We start from the raw sequence: 18,734 nt of genomic DNA on the forward strand, positions 1-18,734 counted from the left end.
AAGTAAATAAATGATAAAGTAAAAATACAGCAAGTAAAAGAGATTATTAAATTCTAACATATACTACCCCAATAAATTAAACAATATTTTCAATTATTTAGTTCCCATCTAAGCCGCCCGTTTTTCCAATAAGTTATCGTAATAAAATTCCATAGGTTTTTTATAATTGATAGACTCATGAAATCTTCTATTATTATAAAGATCTATATAATCATCCACATCGTTTCTTAGTTCAACAATGCCAGGATATTGATTTAAATAAAATCTCTCACATTTAGCACTTCTCCAAAATCTTTCGATGCAAATGTTATCAGTTGCTCTACCTTTACCATCCATAGATATAGTAATTTTTTTATCTAATAATGTTTGGATATGAATGTTAGATGTGTACTGGCTACCTTGATCAGTGTTAAATATTTCTGGTACTCCATATTTATACAGAGCTTCATTTAAAACTTTCATAACTAAACTACTATCCATAGTGTTGGATATCTCCCAACTTAGTACAGCCTTAGAGTACCAATCAATAATATCTGCCATATAAACTGTGCCAGCATCAGTCTTAATATATGTAATATCTGTAGACCAAACTTGATTAGGTCTCAATATGCTTAAACCTTTTAGTTTGTAACTATAAATAGCATGCTCTTTGTTAGGTTCAGATAAGTTTAAGTTTGGTTTTTTCACCGCTAATATAGCTTTGATGCCTAACTCTTTACGATACTTTTGTACTGTGTTCTCACAGATGCTAAACCGATCTTCTATTAATTGCTTATGAGCTTTTATATAGCCGTAGCAGGGAATCTCCTCATGTATCTGTATAAGCTTTGCTTTTACTTCTTCTTTATGTTCGTTAACCACAGGCTTGTAATATAAACCAGCTCTAGAAACTTCTAATAAGCAACTTTGTTTTACAACAGATAATTTATGCTTAGGATCAATCATCGCTTTTCTATCAGATAATCCCAAGCTTTATAATGTCCTCAGAAAAAGCTACTGATTTTAGAAAGATTTTTATTCCTAAATGTTAAACTTAACTAGATAAATTAGGAAATAGATAAATGAGTAAAAAAAGAGTAACGTATACAGCTGATTTTAAAGCTAAAGTAATTATAGAATTGCTAGAAGGCGATATGACAGTTAATGAGATAGCAAGTAAGTATGATTTACTTCCTAAAAACGTGCACAATTGGAAGCAGCAATTTTTATCTAATGCTTGCTTAGCATTTGATAAAAGCTCTGTTGTTAAGGAGTATAAGCAGGAAATAGATGAGCTTAGAAAAGATAAAGATGCAACAAGTAAAAAACTAGTCGAGGTAATAGTAGAGAGGGATTTTTTAATGGGAAAGCTAAAAAGCTTGGTATCATCAAATGATAGAGTAAACTCTGTAGATACTAAGCTAGAATTATCTTTAAATAATCAGCTTAAACTATTATCTGTATCTAAGAGTGTGTACTATTATACACCAATATCAAAATTTAGTAGTAATGATGATATTAGACTATTAAATGCAATAGATTTGATACATACTAAACATCCATATTATGGTACGAGAAGGCTAGTAAAGTTGCTAAATAGATTAGGATTTCTAGTTGGAAGGAAGCTAATCAAAAGTGCTATGGAATTCATGGGTATTAAGGCATTGTATCCTAAAAAAAAGACAACTGTCATTAATAAGCAACACAAGAAATATCCATACTTACTTAATGTATTTAAAAATGAGACGAATCAGGTTGTTATAGATAAAGCTAATAAGGTATGGAGTGCTGATATCACGTATATTAGACTAGAATGTGGGTATGCATATTTAGCAGCCATAATAGATTGGCATAGCAAGAAAATACTAGCTTGGAAGATTTCTAATACTATGGATACACATCTAACAACTAGTGTGTTAAAAGAAGCGTTATTTAAATATGGTAAACCTGATATCTTTAACTCTGATCAAGGAACTCAATATACAGCAAAAGAGCATATTAAAATAATATCTGATAATAAAATAAATAAATCTATGGATGCTAAAGGAAGATCTATAGATAATATTGCAATTGAGAGATTTTGGAGAACACTGAAATATGAAAATGTTTATCCGGCATCATATATAACTATGAAAGAGGCTAAAGTAGGTATCAAAGAATATATTGATATTTACAACGATGAAAGACTACATTCTAGTATTGGATATATGACTCCTGATGAAGTATATTCTGGTATTTTAGATGCTGCATAAAAGCAAGGAATAAAAATATTTTATAAAGTGGTATTGAATAACAGGGACAGTTTAATATATACCTTTGAAATCTATTTTTTGTGCCGTGTTTTTGAATGGTTTTATAGCAACAATTAGAGTTTTTTTACAGCTATCTGTAAACTAATTCTTTTTAAACCCTTATTATACATGTGTTACAAGCATATTTTATCCACACTTTTTTGCTATAAACCTAAATAAACTGTTTTTCAAATACTTGATCATACCTCGATTACCTAATAATGATTTTTCATCCTTAGTTATAAACACTTTTTTCATATTTTTTTAAAGAGATGTAACTAGCTTTAATCCATAATACCATTCCGTTATATATGTTTGTAATTGGTATTGGTTAGACGTATTTTGTTAACTTAGAATCATAATTAAATTGACATAACGGTAACATCATCAAATTCTCTCATTGATGAAGAGCCAAAGACAACTAAGTTAAGCAATAGGTTAATAAAAAATAAACTACTCAATAGCAATGTAACAACTAGTATTACACTAGGTTTAAGGCTAGCCCCGATAATTACAGCAATACAGATTCCTAGTAAAGAAAATCCCAACATTCCTTGATAATTTTTTAGAACTAAAAGCCAATTTACATTATTTTCTGCTTTTTTACCTGTTGGTTTCCAGCCTTGAGGTCTTCTTAATAAGTAATTTAAAACAGCCTTAGCCGATACCCAACTAATAAAACTACTCATTACAAAGAAAGCTAGATATAGCTTAGATAGCCATTTAAGCTTTTCTTTTCTATTTAGGTTGTGAGGTTTATTACGTATTCCATATCCAATCATATTTAATATCGCTGGTAAGTTTAGTAATAGAATATATGACAACCATAGTATAGAGCTTTGGGGATTAAATATTCCTAAAAAAGAAAATACTGGTATTAAAATGGCACTAAATGAAAACATTTGGTTAATGATATCTATCTTCTCTTTAAAAGTAATTTCTTTAGAAAAGATAATTTTCCAAAAATACTTGTGTGTAATTTGCATGTTTCCATATGTCCAACGCATCCACATTGACTCGCACTCTTTTAAAGATGTTGGAACCCATTCACCAGAGTCAACCCAAACCGTCTTACCATAATGACCTTTAAAGTAACATCTAACAGCAGCAGCAACATCTTCGACAATCATTGGTTCACCACGATGTTCTTCTAGCCAAGGACCAATTTCATCTAGTGTTTCCTTAGACCATATAGAGTTGTGTCCTTGAAAAATCGAAAATCCTCTATGGCCTATTAAACTCATTGTGTAACGTAACATGTTTTGTGACATGCAGCAAATTTTTGCAAATAGGCTGGAGTTATCATTAGTACCTTTGATTAGTAAAGAAGCAAATCCTAATTTTTTATCTTTGATAAATTCAGGCATTACTCGTTTTAAAGTATCAGCTTTAAGTGTTGAATCAGCATCTAGTAAGATTACATATGGTTGATTTAAATACTCCATTCCAATATCTAAATTTTTAGGTTTAAAGCCAACAGTTGAGTTACGGTGAATGAATTTATATTCAGTATCTGGATTTAAAGTATTTTGCTTCTCAACATAATTACGCCATTGTTCTAAATCTTGATGGTTTAAGTCGCTATTATCGACTACTATAATTTGCTTTTTGTGAGCTGAATAATGAAGCTGGTTGGCTGAATCAAAAGTTAGTTTACATACATCAAAAGGTTCATTACGTGTAGCAATTAACACTGAGCAGCCAGGTAATTGATTTTCAGAAAATGAGTTATCGATTTCTTGAGTAGGCTCTTTAAACGTTAGGTATTGAATACATAATACTAATTTATAGTACATTTGAAAAATAAGAGGCATTGTTACAAATATTAAAATTTTATAAATTATGCTACTCTCAAATAAGTCAAGTAATAGATAGTTGTTTAATATTGTAAATAATGCTGATATCCCGATGAAAAGTAAGCTATATTTTATCTTTTGGCGATGCATTTGGCTACGACGCATACTTTTAGTACGTAGAAAAATTAATACAGATATCAAGACTATGCCCATTAATCCTAACGTAAGCGGAGCTGAATCTATATTTAAAGTACCTAAAAAAGTTAATGTTGCTATGCCAGCAATTGTTATAGGTAGTTTAATAAAACTTGATTTAATTTTGTAAATTATTGAATTTAACATATTTATTTCCCCTTAAAATAAAATATAATCGATGCATTACATAATCATCACTGAATACAATCCATAAGATGTTATAAAATAATTGGCGAGGATTATACTAGGTTTTATTTACAAAATAAAGAATTATCTATATTAGATAGAAGTACAAGCTAGTCTAATCATTCTCAAATAAGCAGAAATAATTTTGTCAAACCTAGAAGATTTTTTTATCAAAAGTCTTTCTAATTATACTCTTAAGTATTAAAACTATAGGATTCAGCTGTTTGATTTATACTTTGTTAATAAGTCTATAGCTACTTTATTATCATCAGTTTTATTTTTTGATAACATTATTTCTAATGAACCGCCTAAAGCAATCAGTTATGATATGAATCTTGGTATAATAGTACAGTTAATAAAGATATAATAAGAAACTTTAATAATTTTTGCATATTTTTAATAAAGAATTCACTGTTTTATACAATTATACTTATTCTCATAGATAAAATAATAAGAATTCTCTTGAAAATTTATCTTTAGGTACTATATATAGTTTGTAGGTTCATAAAGCTTGGATAGTTTTATAGCTGCAAATCATTTAAATATTTACAATTTAACAAAGGAGTAAGATTGTTATGAACATTCGTCCATTACAAGATAGAGTATTAGTACGCCGTGCTGAAGAAGAAACAAAATCTGCAGGTGGGATTATTTTAACTGGTAGCGCTCAGGAAAAACCAAGTGAAGGTGAAGTTGTAGCTGCTGGCAATGGTAAGAAATTAGACAGTGGTTCTACCCAACCTATGGATGTAAAAGTAGGAGATAAAGTATTATTTGGTAAGTATTCAGGAAGTGAAGTAAAAGCAGATGATGAAACTCTTCTTATGATGAGAGAAGAAGACATCATGGGTATCATTGGATAAGAAATGAGATTAGATAGGCTAAGAAAATTAAAGCTTGATTTTCTTGAGGTTTATCCTCAAGGATTTAATAATCCTGAGATGCAAAAGATTGCTAAGAAACATAATATAGATAAGTTATCTGAGATGGCTCAGCAAGCTTTTGCAAACAGTAGCTCTTCATCTGTTGATGCGTTTCTTGAAGATATTATAAGAATCGTATCAAGATCATCTATGGTATCAATGTTTGAAAAACCTAAGTTTAAGGATTTCATACATCATTTAGATGATATTCAAAAGCAGAAGTTTTCTGATGCCTTAATTAATCTAGTCAATGGACAACAAAAAAAAGGTTTTGAAGATCTTGTTTCAATACTTGGTAAAGCTAAGCTTGCAAAATGGAGTTTGATAACAATATGTTTGTTTTATTTTGACCCTCAAAAAGAAGTGTTTATAAAGCCGACAGTTACCAAAGATGTTATTAACTTTTTTGAGATAGAAGATTTAGTTTACAAAACTACCCCGACGTGGGAGTTTTATGAGAAATATAGGGATGTTATTCATAACATGAAAAATTCAGTAGATAAAAGTATTGCTATTAATAACGCTGCATTTACTGGTTTTATAATGATGTCTTTAAATAGTTTTAAATAAATAAAATATAAAAAAACTCTAAGGAGAGAAAAATGGCAGCAAAAGAAGTTTTATTTTCAGATGAGGCTCGTGCAAAAATGCTTGATGGTGTTAACACTTTAGCTAACGCTGTAAAAGTTACTTTAGGCCCTAAAGGTCGTAACGTTGTTTTAGATAAGTCATTTGGTGCACCAGCTATTACTAAAGATGGTGTATCTGTTGCAAAAGAAATTGAATTGGAAGATAAGTTTGAGAATATGGGTGCTCAAATAGTTAAAGAAGTAGCATCAAAAACTGCTGATGTAGCAGGTGACGGTACTACTACGGCAACTGTGCTTGCTCAAGCTTTACTTACAGAAGGACTAAAGGCTGTTGCAGCAGGTATGAACCCAATGGACCTTAAAAGAGGTATCGACAAAGCAGCTGCTAAATTAGTAGAAGAGCTAAAAGTACTTTCAAAGCCTTGTTCTGATGCTAAATCTATCGAACAAGTTGGTACTATCTCTGCTAATTCTGATGCTACTGTAGGTAAACTCATTGCTGAAGCTATGGCAAAAGTTGGCAAAGAAGGTGTAATTACTGTGGAAGAAGGCAAAGGTTTCGAAGATGAACTTGATGTAGTTGAAGGTATGCAGTTCGATAGAGGTTATTTATCGCCATATTTTGCTACAAATCAGGAAAATATAACTACTGATATAGAAAGTCCGTATATACTACTAGTAGATAAGAAAATTGCTAATATCCGTGAATTACTTCCAGTATTAGAAGGTGTTTCTAAGTCTGGTAAAGCACTATTAATTATTGCCGAAGATGTAGAAAGTGAAGCTCTAGCTACTCTAGTTGTAAATAATATGCGTGGTGTAGTTAAAGTATGTGCTGTTAAAGCTCCTGGTTTTGGTGATAGAAGAAAAGCTATGTTAGAAGATATAGCTATCTTAACTGGTGCTACTGTTATTTCTGAAGAATTAGGAATGAAATTAGAAGAAGCTAGCATGGAACAATTAGGTACTGCAAATAGAGTGCAGGTAACAAAAGATGATACTACCATTATTGATGGTGCTGGTGATAAAGAAGCTATTGCTAACAGAGTGACTCAGATCAAAGCAAATGTTGCAGAAGCTACTTCTGATTATGACAAAGAAAAACTGCAAGAAAGATTAGCTAAATTATCTGGTGGTGTTGCGGTAATCAAAGTTGGTGCTATTACAGAGGCTGAGATGAAAGAGAAGAAAGACCGTGTTGATGATGCTTTACACGCAACTCGTGCTGCTGTAGAAGAAGGTATCGTTGCTGGTGGTGGAGTTGCTTTTATTAGGGCTCAAAAAGCACTAAATGGTTTAACTGGAGATAATGATGATCAAAACCATGGTATTGCTCTTCTTAATAAAGCTATAGAAGCACCATTAAGACAAATAGTATCTAATGCTGGTGGTGAGTCTTCTGTAGTTGTAAATGAAGTAAAAGCTAAAGAAGGTAGTCATGGTTATAATGCAGCTAATGATACTTATGGTGATATGGTTGAGATGGGTATCTTAGATCCTACTAAAGTTACGCGTTCAGCTTTACAACATGCGGCTTCAATTGCGGGTCTTATGATCACAACAGAAGCTATGGTTGGTGAAATCAAAGAAGATGCTCCTGCTATGCCTCATATGGGTGGTGGTATGGGCGGTATGCCAGGCATGATGTAGTTGAAAAATATTATGTGCTAATTCTTAACATCTGATTAGCATTTCTCTGAAACTCGTAAGAGCTTTTCTCAATATTATACTTATAGTTATTTTTGTCTAATACTTTATCTAAGTGTTTAGATTTATTTGATTCTAAATCACGTATTGGAAATATTCTTACTTCAAATTTTGATAATCTGCACATTTCTAAAATTGATTTTATATGGAAGTCTAAATCTAAGTGCTTGCTATATAAAAATAAAAAGTGAGAGCATAGAACTATATTGAAGGATTTATCTGCGAAAGAAGATAGGTCTGGTAGCGTATTATATATGTACCGACCTGATCTACCCCGTCAATTTGGGACAGTTTACTACTTCATTTTCCATTATATATTCAAATTGATATGGAGTCATATAATTTATTGTAGAATGTCTCCTTTTTGTATTATAGTAAGCTTCAATATATTCAAATATTGATAGTTTAGCTTCTTCTCTAGTTTTATAGCTTTCATCATGTACTAACTCTACTTTTAAAGTTCCAAAGAAACTTTCACAAGCAGCATTATCGTAACAGCATCCTTTAGAGCTCATACTTGATAGTAGCCAGTGTTCTTTAATAATGTCTTGATATTGTTTGCTACAAGTACTGTGACCCTTTATCAGAGTGTATAATCACACCACTAGGAAAATTTCTTCTAAATAATGCCATATTTAAAGCATTACAAACTAAATCCGCTTTCATCCTAGAATCCATTGCCCAACCAATAACTGATCTTGAGAATAAATCTATAATCACACAAAGATACAGCCACCCCTCTTGTGTAGGTACATAATATAATGTTCCCAGAAAAAGCTACTGATTTTAGAAAGATTTTTATTCCTAGATGTTAAAGTTAACTAGATAAATTAGGAAATGGATAAATGAGTAAAAAAAGAGTAACGTATACAGCTGATTTTAAAGCTAAAGTAATTATAGAATTGCTAGAAGGCGATATGACAGTTAATGAGATAGCAAGTAAGTATGATTTACTTCCTAAAAACGTGCACAATTGGAAGCAGCAATTTTTATCTAATGCTTGCTTAGCATTTGATAAAAGCTCTGTTGTTAAGGAGTATAAGCAGGAAATAGATGAGCTTAGAAAAGATAAAGATGCAACAAGTAAAAAACTAGTCGAGGTAATAGTAGAGAGGGATTTTTTAATGGGAAAGCTAAAAAGCTTGGTATCATCAAATGATAGAGTAAACTCTGTAGATACTAAGCTAGAATTATCTTTAAATAATCAGCTTAAACTATTATCTGTATCTAAGAGTGTGTACTATTATACACCAATATCAAAATTTAGTAGTAATGATGATATTAGACTATTAAATGCAATAGATTTGATACATACTAAACATCCATATTATGGTACGAGAAGGCTAGTAAAGTTGCTAAATAGATTAGGATTTCTAGTTGGAAGGAAGCTAATCAAAAGTGCTATGGAATTAATGGGTATTAAGGCATTGTATCCTAAAAAAAAGACAACTGTCATTAATAAGCAACACAAGAAATATCCATACTTACTTAATGTATTTAAAAATGAGACGAATCAGGTTGTTATAGATAAAGCTAATAAGGTATGGAGTGCTGATATCACGTATATTAGACTAGAATGTGGGTATGCATATTTAGTAGCCATAATAGATTGGCATAGCAAGAAAACACTAGCTTGGAAGATTTCTAATACTATGGATACACATCTAACAACTAGTGTGTTAAAAGAAGCGTTATTTAAATATGGTAAACCTGATATCTTTAACTCTGATCAAGGAACTCAATATACAGCAAAAGAGCATATTAAAATATTATCTGATAATAAAATAAATATATCTATGGATGCTAAAGGAAGATCTATAGATAATATTGCAATTGAGAGATTTTGGAAAACACTGAAATATGAAAATGTTTATCCGGCATCATATATAACTATGAAAGAGGCTAAAGTAGGTATCAAAGAATATATTAATATTTACAACAATGAAAGACTACATTCTAGTATTGGATATATGACTCCTGATGAAGTATATTCTGGTATTTTAGATGCTGCATAAAAGCAAGGAATAAATATATTTTATAAAGTGGTATTGAATAATAGGGACAGTTTATTATGCATAATGGTAAAACTGTAGGGCAAAATGGCTTTTATTCACAAGATAGAGCAACAACCGTAGATTTTATCACTGGTAGGAATGATAGTGGTAATAATCCAAACCATCTTGTTGTACCAAGAGAATATAATCCTGGCACAGAGAATATATACAGTGATACAGATTTTATGTTGTTAGGAGTAATTATTGAAAATATTACAAATATGCCTTTGAACAAATACGTTGAGCAAGAAATATATCAGCCTTTGGGAATAGACTTAACTTATAATCCTCTAAATAAAAGTATTAGTATTGAGCAGATAGCCCAAACAGCTATAGGTAATTGGTCAGTTGATCAATATGGTCTAAAATTTCCATATAACAATATGTGTGAAAATCCTATAAGGGGAAATGCTCACGATGAAAAAGTTTTTTATAGCATGGCAGGGGTATCTGGACACGCAGGTTTATTTGGAAATGTAGAAGACTTAGAAGTTTTAGTTAAGCTATTATTAAATGAAGGCAGTTATAATAATGTAACTTTATTTGATAAAGAAACTCTAGATTTATTTACATCTCCTGTAGGAACTGATGATACCTATGGCATAGGATGGAGATTAGCTGGTAATGATAAAAAAATGGCATGGATGATGGGTGATTATGCAAGTAATAAAACTTATGGTCATACAGGTTTCACTGGAATGGTGACTATTATCGATCCTAAAGAGAATTTAGGCATTATTTTATTAACAGGTAAGCTTCAAAGTCAGCAGTTATCTAAAGGTAAGTTCGCTTCAACTAGTGACTATGTGACACCAAATTATGGTTCTATAATGACTATAGTGCAAGAAGATTTTCAAAAAGCTTAATTAATATTTCTTTAAAATTTTATCAAGGGTACTTGTTGATAATATTCTCTTTAGTATTGCCATAATCCAAGTAGCTTTTGTTATATAGTATCTTGGTTTAGGCTTATTGGAGTTAATTATTTTTTCAACTACTTTAGCAACAGATAATGCAGGCTCATTAAATGGTATAGGCTTATTTTGTCGAACAAGTATTCTAGCATAGTCATTTTTATGAGCAGAGTTTTCATAATTAATATTTTTTATAGTTTTAATAGAATTCTCTCTAAATTTACTGGTTATAGGACCTGTGTTTAAGCTAGTCATAAATATATTTGAGCCTTGAAGCTCTAAGCGCATTGTATCAGTTAGTCCTTCAATAGCATACTTACTAGCATTATAGGCACCACGATATTTCATTGAAACAAGCCCCAATACAGAACTATGCTGTATTATTTTACCATAACCTTGTTTACGCATTATTTTTAGAGCTTTTGTTGTTAGATAATGAAGTCCAAAAAAATTAGTCTCAAATTGTTCTTTTAGATATTTGGTTTTAATATCTTCCAAGGCTCCTGCTTGGCCGTATCCAGCATTGTTAAATACTACATCAAGAGTTCCATTTGTTTTGTTTAAGATATTCTCTAGGGCATTATCAATACTTTGATACTCAGTGACATCAATTAAATACGTTTCAAAGCCTTCTGCATTTAGAGCATCGACATCTTTTTGCTTCCTTGCTGATGTAAAAACTTGATGACCTAGCTCTTTAAGATGAACAGCCGTGGCATAGCCTATACCTCCATGAGAACATCCTGTTACTAATACTGATTGTTTTTTCATATTTAATCTATTTATTTTATAACTACTTGGTAGTTTAGTTTAAAATAATAGTTATGTAAAACTCTACAGTTAAGATTAAATAGTTTATTATGAACTATTCTAGAGCCCGTAAGCTTGTAAAATTAAAAAAATCTCTTGGCCAAACAAAAGGCCTTAGGTTTATAGAAGAGAAATTGCTTAAAAAACCTTTGAGGCATTTAAGTTATGGCTCCGCAGCAAGAGCTTTAATGATAGGCTTATTTTGGATGATGATTTCTATGCCTTTTCAAATGCTTCCAACAGTTATTATGTGTGTTTATTAAGAGCAAATATTCCTATAGCTATAATATGCGTATGGATTAGTAATCCAATCACATGGCTACCAATATATTTTGCTAATTATATTTTTGGTAGTTTTTTACTAGGATTAAATATTAATATAGTGAATTGGCAAGCTTATGCAAACTATGTTATGCAAAACATAGAACAATTTTGGCGACCATTATATCTAGGCAGTATTGTAGGAGGCTTAATATTAGGATCAGTGGCTTTTTTGCTAGTATATTTAATCAAGTTTTTAAGAAGAAATTAGCTTTTTTTCTTTTTAAATTTACCTAAAAACTTTTTAAAAAGTCCCTTGTTTTCAATATTTGACTCTTTAGTTGGTGTGAAGTTTTGTTTTTTCTTTAATATTTTTACTTCTACTTCTTCACATTCTTTAGACTCTGTTTGATCAGTACTTTGTAAGTGATGATCTTCTTTAGTATGTGTAGAGTCACTATTTTTAACTTCTAAGCTTTCATTTTGATATGATAATTCAAGATCCGCTGTTTTAGGAACATCTGATGGTTTTGTTGAAAATTTATTTGGCTGAATTATATAAGCGCCATTTTCATTTTTCTTGATGAATCCTTGATCTGCTAGCATTCTACGATACTTGTAAATTGTACTTTTGGATACACCGTAGCTATCTGCTAATTTAGCAGGACTTGTATTACTCTCTATAGCTTTTAATATAGCTTTCTTAATATCTAGTTCTTTTGAAGCGGGGATTTTCATATTATGTTAGCAACTCATCTATGTCTAAGTGATCATTATAGCGCAGCTTTTGCTCTTATACAACTTGTCCAGCTGCCCAACCCGAAGCCCAAGCCCATTGAAAATTATAACCACCAAGCCATCCTGTGATATCAACAACTTCACCAATAAAATAAAGTCCTTTAATTTTCTTTGATTCTAGCGTCTTTGATGATAGTTCGTTACAGCTAACACCTCCTAATGTTACTTCAGCAGTACGGTAGCCTTCAGTGGTCTGAGGGTATATAGTCCATTCATGCAAGCTATTGTGGGCAGCCCTTATATCATCAATAGATAAGTCACAGATTCTTTTTTTTAGTAGTTCTTCTGCAAAAAAAATAGAGATAAAATTTTTAGGAAGTAGTTCTGATAATATAGTTTTTATAATAGATTTTGAGCCAAACTCTTTTTTTTGAATTAGAAAGTCATTAATTTTAATATTTGGCGATAGATTTATTTTGATAGGGTCTCCAGTATTCCAGTGTGAGGATATTTGTAAAATAGCTGGCCCACTTAAACCTTTATGTGTGAAAAGAATATTTTCATCAAAATGTGTTTCACCATTAGATACTCTACAAAAAACTGAAATTCCTTTGAGTTGGCTGAACTTTTTTTGATCTTTTTGATGAAATATGAATGGTACTAGCCCAGCTCTCTGAGAATTTACTTTTAAACCAAATTTTTTTGCAATTTTATAGCCAAATCCGGTAGCTCCCATTGTTGGTATAGATAATCCGCCTGTAGCAATAACAATAGAATCACATGTATAGGTATAATTTGATGTTGTTATATTAAACAGATCTTCTTTTTTTGTTATATTTTCTATTGATGTATGTAATTTTATCTGAGCATTATATTTTTTACACTCATCTAATAACATATTAACTATGTCTTTAGCTTTATTATCACAAAAAAGCTGTCCTAAAGTTTTTTCATGAAAGGGTATTTGGTAATCACTTACTAAGGATATAAAATCCCACTGAGTATAGCGAGAGAATGCTGATTTCATAAAATGCTGATTATCAGCTATATATTTATCAGGTGAAATATTATAGTTAGTAAAGTTACAACGTCCACCGCCAGACATTAGTATTTTTTTACCAACTTTATTGGCATGATCTAGTATAAGTACGGAGCGATTTCTTTTTGCAGCTTCGATAGCACACATAAGCCCAGCGGCACCTGCACCAATAATTATCACATCAAATTTATTTTGTATCACCATGATAGAAAAAACATATGTTATTTATATATTATGAAAGAAAGTATATCAGCTGTTTGAATTTTTTAGGAAAAAGAAATAGAAGAAAGAGATTAATATCTGCCTTGTTGAATCATAGCATCAGCTACTTTTTCAAAACCAGCAAGGTTAGCACCAGCGACTAAATTATAGCCAAGGTCATATTTACTACTGGCAAACTTACAAGCATGGAAAATATTAGCCATAATTTGCTGTAACTTAGCTTCTACCTTTTCAGATGTCCAAGATAGACGAGCGGAATTTTGAGACATTTCTAAACCTGAAACAGCTACACCTCCAGCGTTAGCAGCCTTACCAGGGGCTAAGTTTATTCCTTTTTTCATTAAGAATTTGATGGCTTCGTTAGTAGTAGGCATGTTAGAAGCTTCAACAACGTATTTAACACCAGCTTCAATAAGCTTCTTAGCTTCTTCAACATCAATTTCATTTTGAGTAGCTGCAGGGATAGCTATATCAGATTTTATACCCCAAGGCTTCTCACCTGGGTGCCAACTAGCATTAAATTCTTTAGCATAATCTTGCATAGTTTTTTCACCATTACGGATTTTTAGCAAGAACTCAATTTTTTCTTCTGTTGTGATACCTTCAGGATCATGGACAAAACCTTTTGAACCAGAGATAGTAACAACTTTACCACCTAGTTGAGCAACTTTCTTACATACACCCCAAGCAACGTTACCATAACCAGAAGTTACTATAGTTTTGTCTTCCATAGTTTCGCCATTATGCTTAAGCATCTCATCTAAGAAAAAAACAGCTCCATAACCAGTAGCTTCTGGGCGGATCAAGCTACCACCAGATTCTAGAGATTTACCAGTTAATACACCATTTTCAAAACTGTTGCGAATTCTTCTGTATTGACCATACATATAGCCAATTTCTCTACCACCTACACCAATATCACCAGCAGGAACGTCTTTACTTGGGCCAATATGGCGTTGTAGCTCCATCATAAAGCTCTGACAAAAGTTCATGATTTCTTGCTCAGTTTTGTTTTTAGGATCAAAGTCAGCACCACCTTTACCACCACCCATAGGAAGTGTAGTTAAACTGTTTTTGAAAACTTGCTCAAAACCTAGGAACTTAATAATTCCAGAATATACGCTAGGGTGGAATCTAATACCACCTTTAAAAGGACCTATAGCACCGTTGAATTGATATCTAAAGCCTCTGTTTACTTGAACATCACCATTTCTATCAACCCATGGAACTCTGAAAGAAATGCCTCTTTCAGGCTCAACGATACGAGCTAAAATATTTTCTTCGATATATTTAGGATTTTGTTCTAAAGCTGGCTTAAGAGTAGAGAATACTTCTTTCACAGCTTGAATAAATTCTTTTTCGTGACCGTCTCTTTTTTCTACTTGAGCAATTACGCTATCAATGTATTTTTGAGCATTCATTTATGCATCTCCTTTGTGATTTGAAATTTATGAGAATACTTATTGTAAAACAAAATTCTCTCATCTACTATAAAATAATTATAATTTATAAACATTCTATTTTATATAAGTTAATATCCAACTTCCTAGCTTACTATTAACTAAGTTTGATTAATATGATTTTATAATATTTTCTTATTAATAAAAATCAAATAATTAAATTTTTTATGTAAAAAATTTACAAATTATAAATTATTATTTAGGCTTTACTAGCCAGTGTATTTTTTATCGATAAAAAATGAGTATTTTGTTCAATATCAATTTTATAAATATTGTCTTGGAATCTATAGGAGAAAGGTTTAATAATGGGGTATGAAGAATCATTAGAACTTATAAAAAAAGCTCAGCAACTTATCGTAGTTATAACTGAAGATTGGCAAAGTGTTCAGGATAAGTTATGGCTTTTTAATAAAGATAAGCAGAATGATTGGCTACCAATTAAATTAGCTATACCAATTGTAGTTGGTAAAAAAGGTTTAGCGTGGGTGGATAGCTCATTTCAAAGAATAATAAAATCTACTTTAAAGCAAGAAGCAGATAATAAAGCTCCTGCAGGAGTTATGGGACTTGGTAAATCTTTTGGATTTGACAATAAAAGTCTTAGTAATACGGAATATACAACTATTGTTACAGGAATAGAATGTGTCGATGATAGTAATTCAAAATACTATAATCAAATAGTAAATGTTAAAGAGGTTGATTGTGATTGGAGTTCTTCTGAGAAGATGACAGAAATACCACTGTATAAATATGGTGTTGAGATTTTTTATAATAAAATCCTACTAAACCTAAACTAGGATCTTGTATTTTTATGCATCAATGGAGATCTAAAGAAATAGGTACAGAGGGTTGTACAGCTATGTCTGTAGAAAATATTAAAGATATTACAGAATGGTTAATTACCGATAAGTTTCCAACATTAGTTCAATTACCTCAAGATATTTATAATAAATTACAAGAGTCATGGTGTTTACCAGATTTGTCTCAAGGAAATAAAATAAAATGAAAGATTACATTATTTTTGATAATGAAAGGTTGGTTGATTATATAAGGAGTAATTCTTTAATAACACCTTGCTATATTTATGATACTACGTTGTTAGATAATACTTTTACTAGAGCAAAAGAAGAATTGGCAAAAAAATTTAAAAATGCTGAAATTCATTATGCAATAAAAGCAAACCATAACCCTGAAATTATTAGTTTTGTTAAAAAGCATAATATGGGTATAGATTGTGTAAGTGGGGGTGAAATAAAAAGAGCTTTAGAGCAAGGCATTAATCCTAACCGTATTGTGTTTGCTGGGACAGTTTAATCTAAGACCAGAAGTTAAAGAATATTTTATATAAGGCTAATAATTAACTATGAGTTTATCTAATAAAAAAATTTCAACGTTATCATTAACAATGCTAAACATCTCAGCGATAATTAGTCTAAGCTCTATAGCTTATATGGCAACAATTGGACTACAAAGTATTTTCTTTTATCTAATTGCTGCAGTTACATTTTTATTGCCAACATCACTTGTATGTGCTGAGCTTAGCAGTATGATTACGCAAAATAATGGCGGAGTATTTAGCTGGGTTAAGGCGGAGCTAGGTGAAAAAGCAGGTATGCTTGCAATGTAGTTGGAGTGGTTCAATAATGTTGTAGGCTTTCCTAGCTCTGTAACAGCTTTGATCGCAACATTTTCTTATATTGGGTTTAGAGGTTTTGCAGAAAACACCCATACAAGCGTTTCTTTTTGGTTGGTAATGGTATGTGTATTTATTGCTATAAGCTTATTTAACTGTTTACCTTTAAAGAAAGTTGTGATTCTTAATATAATAGGTGCTGTATTTGGAATGATAATACCAGGGATATTATTAATATTAGGGGCAATTTATTTTCTAGTAACAGGGCAAAGTAATCTAGAATATCATGGGGTCAGTGATGTTTTACCAGCATTTTCTTTAGGAACTTATGCTCTTTTAGTTAAAACTCTGTCTTCATATTCGGGTATTCAGTCAGTGGCTTTTCATATGACAAATATTGAAAAACCAGAGAAAAATATTCCTAAGTCAATATTAGTAGCTACTTTGATAATTGTTTCTCTGACTGTTTTGACAACAGTAGGTTTAAATATTATTATTCCTGTAAAAGATGTAAATGTCTTAAACGGTCTAATACAAGGCATTTCACAAGTTTTAAATATCATAGGCTTAGGAGATATTAAGCCTTTAATAGTTGTTATGATAAGCATTGGAATGTTAGCTGCTCTTAGTACATGGGTTTTAGGTCCAGCTAGGGGGATGCAAACAGCTGCAGAACAACAGCTTTTTCCAAAAGTGATGGCTGGTAAAAATAGGTTCAATATGCCAGTTAATATGCTTATGATACAAGTTTGTATAGTTATTGTTTTATCAACAGTATTTTTGATAATGCCATCAGTTTATGCAGCATTTGCTTTATTAATTGCTATAACTTCCCAATTTACAGTAGTAACTTGGATTATGGTTTTTGTAGCTGCTATTCGCCTTAGATTTACTCAACCAGATACTCATAGGGTTTTCCATGTTGGTAAGAGAAATTCTAATTGGCTATTAGTAACTATGTCGTTGATAGCCATATTTATGTGTGCATTAGGCTTTATACTTGGATTTTTACCACCAGGATTTTCCCATGTTAAAGATATACTTCGTTATACTACAATTTTAGTTGTTGTGGATATAATAATTATTGCGATTCCACTTATATGGATTTGGTTGCATAGGAAGAGGATTTTGTAAAAGCTTTAATATATGTTGTAAAAATCAATAATTATCGTAAAAATACGATTTATATTGATATTAATTTTATTGCCATGTATTATCGTAATATTACGATTAGATGAAATTCAAGGTTTATGTATGTACCTTAATTATTCAGTAAAAAAGGTAGAAAAGAAATTTAATGAAAATAACTTAAAGAAAAAATCTCCAAGAGTGCTATTTTTGCATTTATACTATTATCACTAGAGGTTAATTATTTTATATTTGTCATAAGTGCTTTCTTAATGGGGTTAAGCTTATCATTCTTAATGTTAGATGGTGTTATAACTTATTTTGAACAAAATACAGATAATATAGTGTCTTTAGGAGGTATGTAATCCAGCTAACTTTTTTTAGTGGATTCGCTAGTACTTTTACTTATTTTTTTGTTTCTCCTATATTTATTTATGTAGACTTTAAGATAGCTGATCATACCCTCCTATTTGGGACACTTAGGTGTTAAGAAAAGGAGACAAGATGAGATATACAAAAGAGTTTAAAGATGAAGCTGTTAAATTATGTTTACAACCAGATGCAAATAGACGAGAAATAGCAGATAATTTAGGGGTTAAATATAAAACCATTTGCAGTTGGATATCCAAAGCCATGTCAAACCCTCAGAAAGAAATAAAGATAGATTATAAAACGCAGTACCAGCAACTATCTTTTGAAAATACTGATTTGAAGAAAAAACTCAAACAGGCAGAAACAGAGCGTAAAATACTAAAAAAGGCACAGCGTACTTTGCAAAGCAAAATCTGTAAGGTACGCCTTTATTAAG

The 18,734-nt window shown here is 31.1% G+C and carries 15 protein-coding genes and 4 pseudogenes; 12 read left to right on the forward strand and 7 right to left on the reverse strand.

Annotation, left to right across the window (positions count from 1 at the left end):
• Positions 1-108: 108 nt before the first annotated feature.
• Positions 109-969 carry an IS3 family transposase gene (locus tag CDV26_RS02665; RefSeq protein WP_088771986.1) on the reverse strand — a complete coding sequence of 287 codons (861 nt, stop codon included), beginning with the start codon at positions 967-969 and terminating at the stop codon, positions 109-111.
• Positions 970-1,061: 92 nt separating this feature from the next.
• Between CDV26_RS02665 and CDV26_RS02670 the strand changes: the two genes are divergently transcribed.
• Positions 1,062-2,231 (forward strand): IS3 family transposase, encoded by a 1,170-nt coding sequence (locus CDV26_RS02670; RefSeq protein ID WP_088771987.1) that lies wholly within the window; start codon positions 1,062-1,064, stop codon positions 2,229-2,231.
• Between the two features lie 401 nt (positions 2,232-2,632).
• Here CDV26_RS02670 and CDV26_RS02675 read toward each other — a convergent pair whose 3' ends face one another.
• On the reverse strand, positions 2,633-4,408 hold the full coding sequence (locus CDV26_RS02675; protein WP_088771988.1) for a glycosyltransferase family 2 protein: 1,776 nt from the start codon (positions 4,406-4,408) through the stop codon (positions 2,633-2,635).
• 614 nt (positions 4,409-5,022) lie between these two features.
• On the opposite strand from CDV26_RS02675, the gene CDV26_RS02680 reads away from it, so the two are divergent.
• From CDV26_RS02680 to groL, 3 genes are read left to right on the forward strand one after another with little or no spacing between them, the layout of a single operon-like run.
• A complete protein-coding gene (locus CDV26_RS02680; protein WP_088771989.1) occupies positions 5,023-5,310 on the forward strand; it encodes a co-chaperone GroES in 288 nt (95 codons plus the stop codon).
• Positions 5,311-5,313: 3 nt separating this feature from the next.
• Entirely contained in the window at positions 5,314-5,940 is a 627-nt protein-coding gene (locus CDV26_RS02685) for a hypothetical protein (protein WP_088771990.1), read from the forward strand.
• Positions 5,941-5,972: 32 nt separating this feature from the next.
• Entirely contained in the window at positions 5,973-7,610 is a 1,638-nt protein-coding gene (gene groL / locus CDV26_RS02690; RefSeq protein ID WP_088771991.1) for a chaperonin GroEL, read from the forward strand.
• A gap of 326 nt (positions 7,611-7,936) precedes the next feature.
• Here groL and CDV26_RS12850 read toward each other — a convergent pair.
• Positions 7,937-8,441, reverse strand: a pseudogene (locus CDV26_RS12850) (IS3 family transposase); the annotation flags it as partial.
• 71 nt (positions 8,442-8,512) lie between these two features.
• Here CDV26_RS12850 and CDV26_RS02705 point away from each other — a divergent pair.
• Positions 8,513-9,682, forward strand: coding sequence for an IS3 family transposase (locus tag CDV26_RS02705; protein ID WP_088771993.1), 1,170 nt, complete (start codon positions 8,513-8,515; stop codon positions 9,680-9,682).
• Between the two features lie 56 nt (positions 9,683-9,738).
• On the forward strand, positions 9,739-10,587 hold the full coding sequence (locus CDV26_RS02710; protein ID WP_088771994.1) for a serine hydrolase: 849 nt from the start codon (positions 9,739-9,741) through the stop codon (positions 10,585-10,587).
• Here CDV26_RS02710 and CDV26_RS02715 read toward each other — a convergent pair whose 3' ends face one another.
• Positions 10,588-11,406, reverse strand: a complete 819-nt coding sequence (locus CDV26_RS02715) for an SDR family NAD(P)-dependent oxidoreductase (protein ID WP_088771995.1) — start codon at positions 11,404-11,406, stop codon at positions 10,588-10,590.
• Between the two features lie 89 nt (positions 11,407-11,495).
• Here CDV26_RS02715 and CDV26_RS11890 point away from each other — a divergent pair, with 89 nt between their 5' ends.
• Both CDV26_RS11890 and CDV26_RS02720 read left to right on the forward strand, forming a co-directional pair.
• A complete protein-coding gene (locus CDV26_RS11890) occupies positions 11,496-11,708 on the forward strand; it encodes a DUF2062 domain-containing protein (RefSeq protein ID WP_157671395.1) in 213 nt (70 codons plus the stop codon).
• Positions 11,696-11,977 carry a DUF2062 domain-containing protein gene (locus CDV26_RS02720; protein ID WP_157671399.1) on the forward strand — a complete coding sequence of 94 codons (282 nt, stop codon included), beginning with the start codon at positions 11,696-11,698 and terminating at the stop codon, positions 11,975-11,977. Before CDV26_RS11890 ends, CDV26_RS02720 begins: the two co-directional genes overlap by 13 nt.
• Here CDV26_RS02720 and CDV26_RS13775 read toward each other — a convergent pair.
• From CDV26_RS13775 to gdhA, 3 genes are all read right to left on the reverse strand, one after another.
• Complete coding sequence (locus CDV26_RS13775; protein WP_088771997.1) at positions 11,974-12,444, reverse strand: replication/maintenance protein RepL; 471 nt, start codon at positions 12,442-12,444, stop codon at positions 11,974-11,976. The genes CDV26_RS02720 and CDV26_RS13775 overlap by 4 nt on opposite strands.
• Positions 12,445-12,499: 55 nt before the next feature.
• Positions 12,500-13,687, reverse strand: coding sequence for a BaiN/RdsA family NAD(P)/FAD-dependent oxidoreductase (locus CDV26_RS02730; RefSeq protein ID WP_088771998.1), 1,188 nt, complete (start codon positions 13,685-13,687; stop codon positions 12,500-12,502).
• Positions 13,688-13,776: 89 nt separating this feature from the next.
• Positions 13,777-15,126, reverse strand: a complete 1,350-nt coding sequence (gene gdhA, locus CDV26_RS02735; RefSeq protein WP_088771999.1) for an NADP-specific glutamate dehydrogenase — start codon at positions 15,124-15,126, stop codon at positions 13,777-13,779.
• 344 nt (positions 15,127-15,470) lie between these two features.
• Between gdhA and CDV26_RS02740 the strand changes: the two are divergent.
• The 4 genes and pseudogenes from CDV26_RS02740 to CDV26_RS02755 all read left to right on the forward strand — a co-directional run bounded on the left by CDV26_RS02740 (position 15,471) and on the right by CDV26_RS02755 (position 18,733).
• Positions 15,471-16,171 (forward strand): annotated as a pseudogene (locus CDV26_RS02740) (L,D-transpeptidase family protein).
• Positions 16,168-16,470, forward strand: a pseudogene (locus CDV26_RS02745) (diaminopimelate decarboxylase); the annotation flags it as partial. The pseudogenes CDV26_RS02740 and CDV26_RS02745, both read left to right, overlap by 4 nt.
• A 58-nt stretch (positions 16,471-16,528) precedes the next feature.
• A pseudogene (locus tag CDV26_RS02750) lies at positions 16,529-17,932 on the forward strand (APC family permease).
• 477 nt (positions 17,933-18,409) lie between these two features.
• The gene (locus tag CDV26_RS02755; RefSeq protein WP_157671333.1) at positions 18,410-18,733 is read left to right on the forward strand and encodes a transposase; all 324 of its coding nucleotides are present in this window, start codon (positions 18,410-18,412) and stop codon (positions 18,731-18,733) included.
• Position 18,734 lies beyond the last annotated feature (1 nt).

The sequence above is a fragment of the Francisella halioticida genome, from assembly GCF_002211785.1.
In the GTDB taxonomy this organism is placed as follows: Bacteria; Pseudomonadota; Gammaproteobacteria; order Francisellales; family Francisellaceae; genus Francisella; species Francisella halioticida.

Coding starts and splice junctions, on each gene's coding strand:
- CDV26_RS02670 (WP_088771987.1), top strand. CDS start 1,062: ATGAGTAAAAAAAGAGTAACGTATACAGCTGATTTTAAAGCTAAAGTA.
- CDV26_RS02675 (WP_088771988.1), bottom strand. CDS start 4,408: ATGTTAAATTCAATAATTTACAAAATTAAATCAAGTTTTATTAAACTA.
- CDV26_RS02680 (WP_088771989.1), top strand. CDS start 5,023: ATGAACATTCGTCCATTACAAGATAGAGTATTAGTACGCCGTGCTGAA.
- CDV26_RS02685 (WP_088771990.1), top strand. CDS start 5,314: ATGAGATTAGATAGGCTAAGAAAATTAAAGCTTGATTTTCTTGAGGTT.
- groL (WP_088771991.1), top strand. CDS start 5,973: ATGGCAGCAAAAGAAGTTTTATTTTCAGATGAGGCTCGTGCAAAAATG.
- CDV26_RS02705 (WP_088771993.1), top strand. CDS start 8,513: ATGAGTAAAAAAAGAGTAACGTATACAGCTGATTTTAAAGCTAAAGTA.
- CDV26_RS02710 (WP_088771994.1), top strand. CDS start 9,739: ATGCATAATGGTAAAACTGTAGGGCAAAATGGCTTTTATTCACAAGAT.
- CDV26_RS02715 (WP_088771995.1), bottom strand. CDS start 11,406: ATGAAAAAACAATCAGTATTAGTAACAGGATGTTCTCATGGAGGTATA.
- CDV26_RS11890 (WP_157671395.1), top strand. CDS start 11,496: ATGAACTATTCTAGAGCCCGTAAGCTTGTAAAATTAAAAAAATCTCTT.
- CDV26_RS13775 (WP_088771997.1), bottom strand. CDS start 12,444: ATGAAAATCCCCGCTTCAAAAGAACTAGATATTAAGAAAGCTATATTA.
- CDV26_RS02730 (WP_088771998.1), bottom strand. CDS start 13,687: ATGGTGATACAAAATAAATTTGATGTGATAATTATTGGTGCAGGTGCC.
- gdhA (WP_088771999.1), bottom strand. CDS start 15,126: ATGAATGCTCAAAAATACATTGATAGCGTAATTGCTCAAGTAGAAAAA.